This is a genomic window from Mucilaginibacter sp. (genome assembly GCF_028288105.1).
In the GTDB taxonomy this organism is placed as follows: domain Bacteria; phylum Bacteroidota; class Bacteroidia; order Sphingobacteriales; family Sphingobacteriaceae; genus Mucilaginibacter.
Window position 1 is genome coordinate 1 of record NZ_JAQBOI010000173.1, and the last position, 14,545, is coordinate 14,545.

The following is a 14,545-nucleotide window of genomic DNA, read 5'->3' on the forward strand; positions in this document are numbered from 1 at the left end:
AGCTGCACCCGGATTATAAGAACTGGAAAGTGCTTATCCCCGAAAGCAGTACGGTTATGGAGAACTATGTAGTTACCAAAAACAGCATCATCGTTCAGGATAAAAAGGATATTGAGAGCCGTTTAACCATATACAACCTCGATGGTAAAAAATTACGGGCAATGCCCCTGCCAGAGAAAGGCAGCATAGGCGGCATTACTTACGACAGGGAAGAAGACCTGGTTTATATTTCGCTGGTTACCTTTACATCTACCCCAAAAACCTACGTAGCATCTCCAAAAGATTATAAGTGGAAACTGTTTTATCAAAGGATACTGCCTGTTGATATGAGCCAGATAACCGGTGAAATAAAGTTCTATATCAGTAAAGATGGCAGCCGCGTGCCTGCCTTTGTGGTGCACCGCAAAGATCTGAAAATGGATGGCAATAACCCCGTATTGTTAACCGCTTACGGTGGTTTCCAATCGGGTATTAAACCGGGTTATTATGGCTTTTACGCGCCGTTTATACAGGCGGGCGGCATAGTGGTACAGCCGGGCATCCGTGGTGGCGACGAGTTTGGCGAGCAATGGCACCTTGATGGCATGCTGGCCAAAAAGCAAAACAGCTTCGATGATTTTTACGCTTGCGCGGAATGGCTGATCAAAGAGAAATATACAACTGAAAGTAAGATAGTTGCCCTTGGTGGCAGCAACGGCGGTTTGTTGATGGGTGCCGCGGCAACCCAACGCCCCGACCTGTTTAAAGCCATAGTATGTGAAGTACCTTTACTGGATATGCTGCGCTACCATAAATTTCTGATAGCCCGTTACTGGATCCCGGAATACGGCGCGGCCGAAGACCCGGAACAGTTTAGGTGGTTACTGCGTTACTCGCCCTACCAAAACATAAGGCTTGGCGTAAACGTTCCGCCCATGCTGGTAACCGCAGGCGCTAACGATACCCGTGTAGACCCGATGAACGCCAAAAAGTTTGTGGCCGCACTACAGAACAATCCCGGCCAAACCAGCCCCATCATATTGCATATGGATTTCGACAGCGGCCACGGCAGCGGCCAAAGCACCCAGCAAGCCATAGATAACTGGACGTTTGTGTTTGAATATGTGATGAACCAGTTGGGAATGTAGATCCCACCGTGTCATTGCGAGGATCTGGCGGGGGAATGTGTGTTGGAGAGCCGCGGCAATCTCGTCGCTTGCAAATCTAAACGCGACGAGATTGCCGCGTCGCTATCGCTCCTCGCAAAGACATGGATGAAAAGAATAGGAAATTAAGCACACGCGGCACGCGTGCGCCAGCAAAGAGATTTGTTCTCAACCGCAGTTTCAACCATCAGGCAACCCATTGAATCCTTATTTAACTGGATCATCGTAAAAACCGATATACAAAGAGCCAGTAAAGTCAGGTCTACTAAAGGGTTACTCGTACATGTATTTGGTAAAATTTCCGCTGCTTTTATTTACCTTGTCTTTTAACCCTTGATTCGCATTTATAATATGAACCTAACACAAAACGATATTGACGAGTATTTAAACAAACATCTGCCATACAGATTAAATTCGCTAATGGCATGGGATATAATGATGTATAGGCAAAAAAACAACGTTGACAAGCAATATGTAAACCTCCCAATAAGTCCATATCAAGATTCACTGGTAATAGAACCAGCATTTGAAATCTCATTAGTATTTGGCCGCGCCCTTGTGCAGTTTATAGGTATTAGTTATGAAGACGGAAAGCTTAAGGAACTAATCAAACCCAAAAAGGACGATATAACTTTAAAATCCCTCTTTCCTAATCGTCCTTTTTGTCCTTTAACCGACATCGATTTAAAAGAAAATGAATCAGATATTGCAACTCTCTTTAGAGTAGCTAATAAATCTGTCGCTCATTTAACGAGTACGGTATCAAACAATGGAGAACATGAGCGGCTTTCGTATGCTCGAAAAGCGATATATAATTTGGTTTTAAAGTACGTTCCAGAAATACCCAAAAATAGACTTTGGTACAACAATGAAATTTAGGTATTGTCAAAAGCTCAATTTAGGAGCATCAAGCTAAGTGTAATTATTATTGAATTTTTATTAGATCGATGTTATATTTATTTTTATAACAATCCCCAACGAGGCGGCACATTATCCCTAACTAATTAGCCAATTGCTCGTCAAGAAAAAACAACAACTCCCCAGTTGATTTATTATAACATTCATTTAAAGCGTTCCTTGCGCTTTTGTAGCCCCACATATTTGATTTGCTTGATATATTTGAAATTTCTTTAGTCGTTGTTTTCTCGCCAACAAATATCTGTACATAATATGAAGTGATCGCGTTCCATTGCCCCTTTGGAAATACCATTGTAGAAAAATGACCGCCAACCATCCCTATTCCACCCGAAATATCTGTTCCAAATCCTGCATGATAAGCAGCTATGCCTATTTTAATCAAAACTGATTTGCTGGCTAAATTCTTTTTATAATAGTCTGATTCTGGCCGCTGTACCAATATTACTGACGGATAAGTTACTTTTAATTGGGAAAATAATGTCTGAATTATCTGCTCTGATGAACACTCGATTTTATTTTTTGGAGGTATAGATCTACCATCAAAAAACACAATATTAATCGTATCATTTTTTCTTAAATCAACCCTGGGCTTAACTTGGTAGTTTTCTGGACACCAAACATATATTTTTTGAGCCTTCGTGGTGTATCCTATTAAAACAAATAGGATGAGTAAAAGATTTTTCATAAGATATAAGGTTTACGGTTAATACATTATAGAGTTTCGCTGTAAATAAACAAAAATATTACCAGCCAACAGAAAAAATTCTTTTAGTACCTAATGTTAACATTCCTTCGAGTTCAGTAACATGCTTTCGAATTTCCCCATAATAACTAAGTTTAATTTTAAATTTCTTGTTTAAGCTGTTATACACTTGCAATATTTCCCCCTCACTGGTCGAAGTTTAAAACTTCGACCTAAAATAGGGCAAGGATTCTCCTTGCGTAAGCTGAAAGCTTACCACATTGTAGGTCCAGATTACGCTACGCTAAACCTGAACCAGCAGGAGGCAATTTGCTTATCTTTTACGCAGTCACCAACTAACCGCAGCAGGATGTTCCCTGCTGGATAGGCGGACATTTAACCGTACCATAGCTGCAGAAAACACAGCAATCACCTGCAAGCGGTTTTAAACGGGTTTTGCAGTTCTCACACTCATAAAAGTACTGGCACGCATCGGTCGGCATTTCTTCTTCTCTTTGAAAGCCACAATTCGGACACGTGATTACAGAATTAAGCAGGATCGCTGTTGCCATAGGGTTAGTTGTTTTTGATCAATTAGATTGTACCCGATTTCTTTTACTTTGCAATTAATACCGTCACCACCACCCACTGGTCGAAGGTTTATAAATCGACCTAAAATAGGGCAAGGATCCTCCTTGCGTAAGCTGAAAGCTTACCACATCTTAGGTCCAGGTTACGCTACGCTAAACCTGAACCAGCTGAGATTAAGCTTTCAGATTAAGATACAACGCGCTCCATCATTGCCATAACATCCTCTTCGGTCCCTTCAAACGGTCCCGAAGTTTCTATTTTTAGCCCAGCCATGGCAGCAGCAAATTCGCCGGCATTTTGTATATCGGCACCTTTAACACGTTTGTACAGGTAACCAGCCATATAGGTATCACCGCAACCGGTGGCATCCACCACTTCGGTTGGTTTGTAGGCCGGCACATCGTAATAAATACTATCAGCATAAATTACAGAGCCCATACTGCCCAGGGTTACCACTACTTCTTTAACACCCCATTCGGCCAAAACCTTTGCGCCTTCGCGGATATCGGCAATGCCTGTAAGTACCTCCAGCTCGCTTTCGTTCACCTTTAATATGTCGATGTGTTTAAGGGCTTCTTTTTTATCGGCCCAGTCAACCGCGTGTACGCCTTTATCTATCACCTCGCGCAAATAGCCCTGCGCATCAACAGAAACATTACCCCGACTAAACAACGCTTTGATCAAATCGGTCGACATATCATCGGCCAGCAACGGCCCCAAATGGAATATAATAGCTTCTACATCCTTAATATCTTCGGCAAAAAAAGCATCGGCTTTTTGCAAAACACGCTGGGTACGGTTGTCCTGGTTCTCGCCGTATATATTCTCAAAGTAAACCGTATGCGCGCTCGGCAATACTTTTACATCGATGCCCTTATCGCGCAGGTTGGCAACGCTGGGCAGTTCAGTTTCGGCAACGGCAGTAATGAGTTTATACCGCACATCCATATTACGGATAGCGTTTGAGAAGTAAAAGGCCGTACCACCAGCCATGTGTTTAATGGCTTTGGCGGTAACAATTTTATCTAATGTGATGTGTCCTATGCAGCAAATATCGTACATCTGTTAAATTTCAATTTATTATTTAGTAAAGTGGGTACAAATGTAATATTCTGTTTGTCAATTATTTGTTACAAGTTAATATAGTAATCCAAAGGCTATTATACTATTTTAGCAATTCGCATTAATAACTATCTCACATTTCCCCGTTATTATGAACACAAAAAACTTCCTTAAAAAGGTATTATTCGCTTTAAGCCTGGCATTTGCATTAACCCTGCAAGCTAATGCCCAAACCCCTGCAGACGACCCGCATCTGGGTATTATCCCGGCACCGGCATCTATAAAAAAAACCACCGGGGTATTTGTTTTTAGTCAGCTTACGCGGATAAGGGTGGATAACCCCAAAGATAAAACCACCGCTTTTCTTAAAGATTTTTTGCTGAATAACCGCCACTTTAATAACAGGCTAAGCAAGTACAACCCCAAAATAAGAGCTACCAGTGGTACTACGCTCATACTAACCGCTAAGGGTGCCGACAAGTTGCCCAAAGAGGGTTACAAGCTAACTATAACGCCGCGCCGTATTACCATTATCGGCAAAGGAGCCGGCTTATTTTATGGGATGCAAACTTTTATGCAGCTATTCCCTGTAGCTACATCGGGCACCGAAAAACTGCCTTGCGTGGTTATTGAAGATGCCCCACGCTTTGGCTATCGCGGTATGATGCTGGATGTATCCCGCCACTTCTTCACTGTTCCGCAGGTTAAAAAGGTGATTGAACTGTTGGCTACCTATAAGATCAACAATTTTCACTGGCATTTGGTTGATGGCCAGGGCTGGCGTATCGAAATAAAGAAATACCCTAAGCTGACCCAGGTTGGCGGCTACCGTGATCAAACCATGTTTGGCACCAACCGCGACTGGCCCGACAGCCTTACTTACGGTGGTTATTATACCCAGGATGATATTCGCGATGTGGTAAAATTTGCTGCCGACAGGTTCATTAATATAGTGCCCGAAATTGAGATGCCCGCGCATTCTGATGCCGCCTTGCGCGCCTATCCCGAACTGCGTTGTGAGCAACCGGCCGACAGTAAAACACCTGCACGCAGCTTTGGCAGCCTTTACTGCCCTACCGAAGAAACATTCACCTTTTTAGAAAATGTGCTTACCGAAGTTATGGAACTCTTCCCAAGTAAATATATACACGTTGGGGGCGACGAAGCAAATAAACAGCCCTGGAAAGAATCGGCATTTGTACAGAACCTGATAAAAGAGAAAGGCTTTAAGGATGAAAATGAAGTGCAAAGTTATTTTATTCAGCGAATGGAAAAGTTCATCAACTCTAAAGGGCGCAGCATTATTGGCTGGGACGAGATACTGGAAGGCGGCCTTGCCCCAAATGCCACCGTAATGAGCTGGACCGGCGAAGAAGGCGGCATAGCAGCGGCCAAACAAAAGCACAACGTTATTATGACGCCGCAAACTACCGGCAACTATTTTGACCATTACCAGAGCGGCTCGCCGCAGGAGCCGGTTTCCTTTGGCCGTTATGCTACGCTTGATGAAACCTACAATTACGACCCGGTATCTAAAGAACTTACACCCGAAGAACAACAATACGTAATAGGTACCCAGGGCAATTTATGGACGGAGTATGTACCCACCATGGCCAAACTGCAATACCAGATCTTTCCACGCCTGTTTGCGTTATCTGAAGTGGCCTGGAGCCTGCCTGCCAATAAAGACTATAACAACTTTACCAATGTGCGCCTGGCCAAACATTTTGCCCGTTTAGATGCTAAAGATTATAATTACCGTGTCCCTATTGCCATGCCCGTTATTGACACCATGGTTTTTGGTCAGCGGTTTACCTGGGCACCAGTAAGCGTTGTGCCGGGAGCTAAAATATACTACACCCTAAACGGCCGCGACCCACTAGATACCGATCTGGAGTATAATGGCACCCCCATTACTTTTGCTATCCCTGCAAACGAGAAACGCGAGTTTAAAACCCGTGTTATCACGCCATCGGGCAGGCGCAGTATTGCCAGCAGAGTGCTGATGTATAACCGTGCTTTAATGCCAGCCGTAAACTATACGGCCAATAAGCCCGGCTTAAATTATAAGCTGCTGAAAACAAAATTCACCACGCCCGATCAATTGGATTATGCAACCACAAAGGATTCGGCCATGATTGATCAGTTTAACGCAGAGCCATTCAAGAAAGATAATCCAAGCTTCGGTGCGGTATATAATGGCTATATCAACATCCCGGCAGATGGCGCCTACAATTTCAGCCAGGCATCTTATACCGATACCCAGCTATTCATCGACGGCGAAAAGCTCACCGAAGCTGAACCCGCCCTGCCACTTGCAAAAGGGTTCCATAAAATAAAAGTAAAATACATTTATAACCAACCGGTATTGCAACCCGGCGCTTACAGGATAAGGCAGACACCGTTAAAGGTATTTATAACCGCACCCGACGGAAGTAAAAGGGAAATAGATGCTGGTATGCTGTATAATTAAGAGTTGGTGAAGGGGAAAATCCCTTCATAATACATTTGCAAAAAGCAATAGTATTACTCAATATCAATACATTATAATATAGACAAAAACTATATACTATAGATTTTTAAGATAAATTGACGTAATTTTTAATTGTATATTTGTTGCATAAATTATAACAAAACAACCATTATGTTAACGATAGGACAAAAATTTCCCGAATTTTCTAAAATTGCCGTAACAAGCCTTGAAAAAGGTAAAGAGTTTGAAACAATAACTTCTGAATACCTTGTTAATGATGATAACGTTTGGACTGTAATGTTCTGGTGGCCAAAGGATTTCACTTTTGTATGCCCTACAGAGATTGCTGAGTTCAACAAAAACTTTGGTGAGTTCCGCGACCGCGACACCCGCCTTATTGGTGCATCTACCGATAGCGAATTTGTTCACGCTGCATGGAGAACCCACCACGATGACCTGCGCGATCTTAAATTCCCAATGTTAGCTGATACTTCAAAATCATTAGCGGAAGACCTTGGTATTTTAGAGCCAAACGAAAAAATCGCTTACCGTGCTACTTTCATTATTGATCCTACCGGTATCATCCGTTGGGTATCTGTAAATGACCTTAGCGTAGGCCGTAACGTTAAAGAAGTTTTGCGTGTGCTTGATGGCTTGCAAACCGACGAGCTTTGCCCTTGCAACTGGGAAAAAGGCCAGGAAACTTTAACAGTTTAATAAATAGTTTAACCAAACTGATATTTAACCACAGAGTACACTGAGAGAAAACCACAAAGTACACAGAGATTAAACTTTGTGCCCTCTGTGAAAAAACTCTGTGTTCTCTGTGGTTATTTTTTTACCCTTTAATTTTAATAATACCACTATGAGTGAAAGCACCGAAATAGTACAGGAACTGGTAGAGATCACCGGCCTGGACAAAGCATACCGTACACCAGCCCTTACCTTGTTAGAAGCAGGTGAATCACGCTACCTGCGCGATCTGAAACTGAACTTTACCAGCACCCTAACATCCGAACATTTAAGCGCTAAAGAATGCGCCTTATTAGGTTTAAGCACCGCGGTGAACAACCAGAACGCGCCGCTTATTGCTTACTACACCAACGTAGCTAAACAAAACGAAGCTACAGATGCCGATGTTGCCGAAGCAGCAGGTTGCGCTTCATTATTGGCATCAAACAATATTTTTTATCGTTTCAGACATTTTACTCAGAAAGAAAAATACACCCAGATACCGGCACGTATCCGTATGCAGCTGATGATGAAGCCCGTAACTGGCAAGGAGTTTTTTGAATTGATGAGCTTAGCCATTTCGGCCGTTAACGGTTGCGAAATGTGTGTTAATGCACACGAAGATTCACTGATAAAACTGGGCATAACCGAAGAGCGTATATTTGATGCCGTAAGGATAGCATCATTGGTTACAGCAACAGGGAAAATTATTTTCTAATAAACAGAAAGAATTTTCGCGGTGTTTAAAACTATTGTCAAATAAAATTTGGCTTTGTTAATTTAAAAGCTTTAATTTTAAGGCTTAAAGATTACTACTAACCTCTGTTGTCAATAATAATTTTATAGCTGTAAAACATTACGATCCCAGAGGGGATTACAAATTTAATTGTTGATTTTTTGGAAAAGCCATTCCGTTTGTAAAAGCAGAATGGCTTTGTTTTTTTAGTGGGAATCTGTTACAGCCTTTAGCTTTTTAAACGGCTGCAAGTATAGTAATGGTATAGAGAAAAGCATTACCAAACCCGAGATCCAGTAAGCATCATCGTAAGTTAGCAACATAGTTTGTTTGACAACAGCACCTTCAATAGCGGCATAAGCCATATGTGTAGCATCGATAACCGATTTACCTTTTGCCATAAACGCGTGCGTATATTGATTTAAGCGTTCGGTAAATGCTGGGTTATACGGGTTCACATGTTCAATAAGTGTGCTTCTGTGGTAACCCTGGCGTATGTGTATAATGGTTGTTAAAGCCGCGATACCAAACGACCCGCCTAACTGGCGCATCATATTGTTTAAGCCCGATCCCTGGCCAATTTCCGGGCCTTTCAGATCAGCCATGGCCAGTGTGGTTAAAGGCACAAATAATAAAGCCATACCCACACCACGTATCAATAACGGAACCAATACATCTTTCTCGCCCGTTGCCAGGGTAGAGTTACTCAGCATCCATGTAAACACAAAGAACAGGAACATACCCAAGGTAGCCATAAATTGTGCAGGGACACCTTTATTAAGCATCTTACCTATAAAAGGCATCATAATAATGGTACATACCCCACCCGGGAATAGCAGCTCGCCTGTTTGCTGCGCGTTAAAGCCCAACAAATTCTGACAAAATACCGGGAACACGAATACCGAACCGTATAAACCAAATCCCAGAATGAACGAGGTGAACATCCCCACGGCAAAACTTCGATGCCGCATAATGCTAAAGTTTACAATAGGGTGGTCGGTGCTTAATTCCCGCCATATAAATAATATGGTACCTAAACCGGCGGTAACTGTAAGTACAATAATATATGTTTTTGCAAACCAATCTTCCGATTCACCTTTTTCAAGGATAGTTTGTAAACTACCTACGGCAACAGCCAGTAAGCCAATACCCCACCAGTCAATTGGTTTTTTCTCCTCCTTAGGCGTTTCTCTAACAAATGTATAGGTAAGGAATATGGCCAACGCACCCACCGGGATGTTTACATAAAATATCCACGGCCATGCGTAGTTTTCTGTGATCCAGCCACCAATTGTAGGGCCTACTGTTGGCCCAACTACCGCGCCTAAACCAAATAATGCTGTAGCGGTACCAATTTGCTCGCGGGGCCAGGTTTCTAATAAAATGGTTTGCCCGGTAGATATTAAACCACCGCCGGCTATACCTTGTATTATACGAAACACAACCAGTTCATCAAGCGAATTGGCGTTACCACACAAAAACGATGCTATGGTAAATACTATAATAGAGGTAAGAAAATAATTTTTACGGCCAAAGCGCCCGCCCAACCAGCCCGACATAGGCAGGATGATTACGTTTGCTACGGCGTAACCGGTAACCACCCAGGCAACATCCTCAAGGGTTGCGCCAAGGTTACCTTGTATATGTGGGATAGCTACGTTTACGATGGTGGTATCAATAAGCTCAAGCAATGATGCCATGATCACCGTAATGGTAATTATCCATTTTTTAAAGCCAGTTTCAGCCATGGTATTTAGTCTTTAGTAATTACCGAAACATCTACGCTCATACCCGGGCGCAGTTTCGCTATATCTTCTTTGCTGCCTGTAACTTTTATTTTAACAGGCACACGTTGTACAACTTTTACGAAGTTACCGGTAGCATTATCCGGTGGCAATAAAGAGAATTTAGCACCTGTAGCAGGCGAGAAGTTATATACTGTACCTTCAACCTTCAGATCAGGGTAAGCATTAACATCAAGGTTAACTTTCTGGCCGTTTTTGATCTTCTCTAACTGTGTTTCTTTAAAGTTGGCAGTAACATAAATGCTGTTATCATTTACTACCGAGAACAAAGTTTGTCCTGCTTGTACCAACTGGCCTATCTGTACGTTCTTTTTAGCCACAATACCGCTCGATGGCGATCTAACATCAGTATAAGTTAACTGTAGCTTAGCATAATCAATATCAACCTGCCTTTGGCTTACGCCTGTATTGGTAACTTTTAACTGGCTGCGGCTTGTTGCTACCTGCTCTAAAGCGGCTTTGTATTTATCGCGCGCGGCATTATAGTTTGCCTGTGCAACATCTAAATCGGCTTTAGCCTGGTCAAACTGCTGGCGGGTTACTGATCCATCCTGTACCAGGTTGGCGTAACGGGCATAATCTTTACGCATTTTATCTAAACGTGCACTTGCAGATTCTACATCGGCCCTCGCGCTTGATGAGTTTGCAGCGGTAGTAGAGATCTGTGATTCACCTACATTAATACCTGCGCTTGCGCCAACTTGTGCGGCCTGTGCCTGTTCTAATTTTACTTTGTAATCGCGGTCGTCAATTTTAACCAGTAGCTGGCCTTTGTTAACGTGTGTGTTTTCTTCAAACATAATGCTGTCAACATAACCGCCAACACGTGCCACAACCGGACTAATGTCGCCATCTATCTGCGCATCGTCAGTATCAACGTGCTTACTGAAGTATATATATTCTTTTACCCCAAAAATGATACCTCCCAAAAGAACGATCCCTAATATGATAGGAAGAACCCTATTTGGTTTCTTTTTGGTTTCTGTTTCCTGTGTTGCCATTGTTTTATGTGTTGTAGTTATTTGTTGATTTTTCCTGTTGATTTTATTAATGTATAGTATGCAAGCCCTGCATCTGCCTTAGCCAGCTCCAGGTTTATTTCGGCCTGGTAAAGCAGGGTTTGCGCATCGGCACGGTCTGTAGCCGATGATATATTGCTCTTGTATTTTGATTCCAGTATGCGGTTATTTTCCTGTGCCTGGTTTATGGAGGTTTGCAGCAAGTTTATTTTATCCAGCGCCGCCTTATAGTTCTGGTAGCTTTGGTTCACCTCGTTCTTAATGTTATCGGTAGTGATGCCTCTGTTAATTATAACTTCTTCGCGCTGTAACTTAGCTTCTTTAACCTTGTTCTTGTTTGTCCATAGGCTACCAAAATCCCAACCCAGTGTTACACCAACTGATATTGGGGTAATGTAATTACCGCTTTTAGGCAATGGGTTTGCAGCTACACCAACATAGTAAGCACTACCCGACGCCGAAAGCGTAGGCGAAGTATTAGCCTTTATGCTTTTGATATTGATATCTGCAACTTGTGTACGCAGGTCATTCTGTTTAAACTCGGGGCGGTTAGCCATTGCCGAATCCAGGTAAGCGGTTAAAGGCAATGCAGTCCTATCAGCCTCAGTTATCTGTGCAATAGTTAACTCGGTGCTTTCCGGTAAACCCAATAGAATATTCATATTGTAGTTAATGATGCGGCGGTTATTTTCCAGATCGATACCATTCAGCTCAATGTTTGAGCGTTGCAATTGAAAGCGCAATACATCATTCTTGGTAACCAATCCCTGGTCAAAAAACCGCTGTGATTGTTTTATCTGCGCATCTATGGTAACTAAGTTTTGCTGAACCACTTTTTTGCTTTGCAAAACCTTGTACAGGTTATAGTAGGCGTTAATAATGCTGTAAGCAATCTGGTCTTTATCATTCACGGCATCTAAACGGGCAACCTCGGTTAACAAGGTGGTTGATTCGCGGGCATACTTTAATTTGTTGCCCTCCCATATTACCTGGTTTAACGATAGTGTACCTAAGTAAGCATTAGCGCTGGTTGGCAGGTTTATGCTTTCTTCGCCAAAGTTTAACTTGTTGGCAGGGATCTGCGCGCGGTTATAACCAAAGCTGGCCTTACCGGTTGGCAAAGAGCGGTCTTTTGCCTGTTGATATTGCGATACGGCCTGGTCAATACGCGATTGTGAAAGTTTCAGCACTTTGCTGTTTTCCAATCCAAGCTTAAGGGCCTCATCAAGGGTCAGTGTCCTGTCTTGTGCGGCGGCAGGGTTGGTAACCAGTAATGCTAATAGTAACATAGCAATACTGCCCGCGGCCTTAAAGGCTTTTTTAATTTGTAAAGGTTTCAAGGGTATATTATTATTTGTTGTCATTTTCATTTTGCAAGTAAGCTTTTAACAGTGTTTTCATGTATTTTTTAAACCGGGGTTTAAGTACATCATTCTGAATGTTGGTATCCAACACATCAAAACCAAGTACCCTTGATGAGATATGCGGGGTGTTTACGATGTAATTTTTAGTACCAAAGATGGTAGCAACTAAAAGTTGCTGATCTGCATCTTTATTGAAATCTCCCTTTTTTATACCCTCGGCTATAATGTTCTGAAAAACAGTAACATTTTTCATGATGATATCGGTTATCTGATCGGTAAGCTCGTTCTTTTTTGATTTAGAGATCTCCCTGTTCAGCATAATGTGGAAACAATTATTGGTTACCACCTTATCGATATAACTGTCAAGATATTTATCCAATTTTTCCCAGGAATTAATACTATCATCATTCCCTATACTAAGCAATACGGTTTGGAACGTTGTGATCCTACGTTCAAAAATTGCCAGGAAAACACCTTCTTTTGAACCGAAGTAATAATTAAGCATAGCCATGTTTACCCCGGCTTCGCCTGATATCATACGGGTTGATGCACCATCGTATCCTAATTCAGCAAAAACACGCTCGGCAACGTCGAGTATGTGATCTTTTTTATCTGTTTTTTCCTTTTCCATTTTCTTTTTGTCCCGCACAAAATTAATCAAACGATTGATTAGTTAAAATTAATTTTATCATATAATTGTAAATACCTGACCAGCAAGGTGAAAAAGTTAATCAATCGATTAAACAGAGGGAGAGAAAATGTAATTATGACGGTATAATTATCATACCAATTATTGCATAAAAGCTTCTTTCAGATATATTTGCTGTTATGAAGCGTGTATCGGTAACCCTTATCCTGTTTTTACTTTGCCAAAATATATTTTCACAAACATCTCCCCCCTCAGATATTGGCACTATTCAACAAAATTTAAAAAAACTGAATGTGCTGGGCAGTGTGCTCTACATAGCCGCCCATCCCGATGATGAGAACACCCGCTTGCTGGGCTACCTGGCGCAGGAAAAACATTATCGCACAGGATATTTATCCCTAACCCGTGGTGATGGGGGGCAAAACCTGATAGGAACCGAGCAAGGCGAACTATTAGGTTTGATACGTACACAAGAACTTTTAGCCGCCCGCAGGATGGACGGCGCAGAGCAATTTTTTAGCAGGGCAAACGATTTTGGCTTCTCAAAAAACCCAGAAGAAACGCTGAAGCTATGGGACAAGGATAAAATATTGGGTGATATGGTTTGGGTGATCCGTAACTTTAGGCCCGATGTAATGATATGCCGTTTCCCAACAACCGGCGAGGGCGGCCACGGCAACCATACCGCATCGGCCATATTAGCACAGGAAGCTTTCAGCGCTGCGGCCGATCCAAAACGATACCCCGAACAATTAAAATATGTAAGCGTATGGCAAGCCAAACGCCTACTTTGGAACACCTTTAATTTTGGCAATACCAACACAACATCGCCGGATCAGTTTAAAATTAACGTAGGTGGATATAACCCCTTATTAGGTAAAAGCTATGGCGAGATAGCTGCCGAAAGCCGCAGCAATCACAAAACGCAAGGCTTTGGTGCCGCCAAACAGCGTGGCGATGCCTTTGAATTTTTCAAGACCATTTTAGGCGATGCCCCAAAAACCGACCTGATGGATGGTGTGGATGTAAGTTGGACACGGACGCCATTTGGCACTCCGATAGCCCAAAAAATCGCAGCCATTACTAAAGCATTTAACAGCGATGCGCCGCAAGCATCGGTACCGGCATTGGTGGCTTTACTGGGCGAGGTAGACCAAACTGTAGCAACTAATAAAGCTTTCCAAACGGTAAGGCTTGTAGAAACGGCTACTACCGCTTATGAATACTGGCACAAACAAAAAACCAAGGAGTTAAAAGATTTGATTGCCGCTTGCGCGGGTTTATGGTTCGAGGCTTATAGTAATGATGCTTCGTACGCCGTTGGCGATACCATTGCATTACGGATACAGGCTATAAAACAGTCAAATGC

13 protein-coding genes are annotated in these 14,545 nt (G+C 42.5%); 6 read left to right on the top strand and 7 right to left on the bottom strand.

Annotated features, from left to right (window positions below; translation table 11 throughout):
- Both JWQ85_RS11945 and JWQ85_RS11950 read left to right on the top strand, forming a co-directional pair.
- The coding region (locus tag JWQ85_RS11945) for a prolyl oligopeptidase family serine peptidase (protein WP_299468200.1) at positions 1-1,127 on the top strand (1,127 nt) is incomplete at its 5' end.
- Between the two features lie 369 nt (positions 1,128-1,496).
- Positions 1,497-2,024, top strand: coding sequence for a hypothetical protein (locus JWQ85_RS11950; protein WP_299468202.1), 528 nt, complete (start codon positions 1,497-1,499; stop codon positions 2,022-2,024).
- Between the two features lie 121 nt (positions 2,025-2,145).
- Here JWQ85_RS11950 and JWQ85_RS11955 read toward each other — a convergent pair whose 3' ends face one another.
- From JWQ85_RS11955 to JWQ85_RS11965, 3 genes are all read right to left on the bottom strand, one after another.
- Positions 2,146-2,748, bottom strand: a complete 603-nt coding sequence (locus JWQ85_RS11955) for a hypothetical protein (protein WP_299468203.1) — start codon at positions 2,746-2,748, stop codon at positions 2,146-2,148.
- 353 nt (positions 2,749-3,101) lie between these two features.
- Positions 3,102-3,317, bottom strand: a complete 216-nt coding sequence (locus tag JWQ85_RS11960) for a GDCCVxC domain-containing (seleno)protein (protein ID WP_299468205.1) — start codon at positions 3,315-3,317, stop codon at positions 3,102-3,104.
- A 205-nt stretch (positions 3,318-3,522) separates the two neighbouring features.
- A complete protein-coding gene (locus JWQ85_RS11965; RefSeq protein WP_299468207.1) occupies positions 3,523-4,398 on the bottom strand; it encodes a PfkB family carbohydrate kinase in 876 nt (291 codons plus the stop codon).
- A gap of 151 nt (positions 4,399-4,549) precedes the next feature.
- Here JWQ85_RS11965 and JWQ85_RS11970 point away from each other — a divergent pair, with 151 nt between their 5' ends.
- The 3 genes from JWQ85_RS11970 to JWQ85_RS11980 all read left to right on the top strand — a co-directional run bounded on the left by JWQ85_RS11970 (position 4,550) and on the right by JWQ85_RS11980 (position 8,321).
- Complete coding sequence (locus JWQ85_RS11970; protein WP_299468209.1) at positions 4,550-6,871, top strand: family 20 glycosylhydrolase; 2,322 nt, start codon at positions 4,550-4,552, stop codon at positions 6,869-6,871.
- 171 nt (positions 6,872-7,042) lie between these two features.
- Positions 7,043-7,588, top strand: a complete 546-nt coding sequence (locus JWQ85_RS11975) for a peroxiredoxin (protein WP_256539873.1) — start codon at positions 7,043-7,045, stop codon at positions 7,586-7,588.
- 148 nt (positions 7,589-7,736) lie between these two features.
- Positions 7,737-8,321 carry a carboxymuconolactone decarboxylase family protein gene (locus JWQ85_RS11980; protein WP_299468212.1) on the top strand — a complete coding sequence of 195 codons (585 nt, stop codon included), beginning with the start codon at positions 7,737-7,739 and terminating at the stop codon, positions 8,319-8,321.
- Positions 8,322-8,545: 224 nt separating this feature from the next.
- Here JWQ85_RS11980 and JWQ85_RS11985 read toward each other — a convergent pair whose 3' ends face one another.
- From JWQ85_RS11985 to JWQ85_RS12000, 4 genes are read right to left on the bottom strand one after another with little or no spacing between them, the layout of a single operon-like run.
- Complete coding sequence (locus tag JWQ85_RS11985; RefSeq protein ID WP_299468214.1) at positions 8,546-10,087, bottom strand: DHA2 family efflux MFS transporter permease subunit; 1,542 nt, start codon at positions 10,085-10,087, stop codon at positions 8,546-8,548.
- Positions 10,088-10,092: 5 nt separating this feature from the next.
- Entirely contained in the window at positions 10,093-11,145 is a 1,053-nt protein-coding gene (locus tag JWQ85_RS11990) for an HlyD family secretion protein (protein ID WP_299468216.1), read from the bottom strand.
- A 17-nt stretch (positions 11,146-11,162) separates the two neighbouring features.
- The gene (locus JWQ85_RS11995) at positions 11,163-12,503 is read right to left on the bottom strand and encodes a TolC family protein (RefSeq protein WP_299468218.1); all 1,341 of its coding nucleotides are present in this window, start codon (positions 12,501-12,503) and stop codon (positions 11,163-11,165) included.
- A 10-nt stretch (positions 12,504-12,513) separates the two neighbouring features.
- Positions 12,514-13,158 (bottom strand): TetR/AcrR family transcriptional regulator, encoded by a 645-nt coding sequence (locus tag JWQ85_RS12000; protein ID WP_299468219.1) that lies wholly within the window; start codon positions 13,156-13,158, stop codon positions 12,514-12,516.
- Positions 13,159-13,355: 197 nt separating this feature from the next.
- On the opposite strand from JWQ85_RS12000, the gene JWQ85_RS12005 reads away from it, so the two are divergent.
- A partial coding sequence (locus JWQ85_RS12005; protein WP_299468221.1) for a PIG-L family deacetylase occupies positions 13,356-14,545 on the top strand: 1,190 nt, incomplete at its 3' end.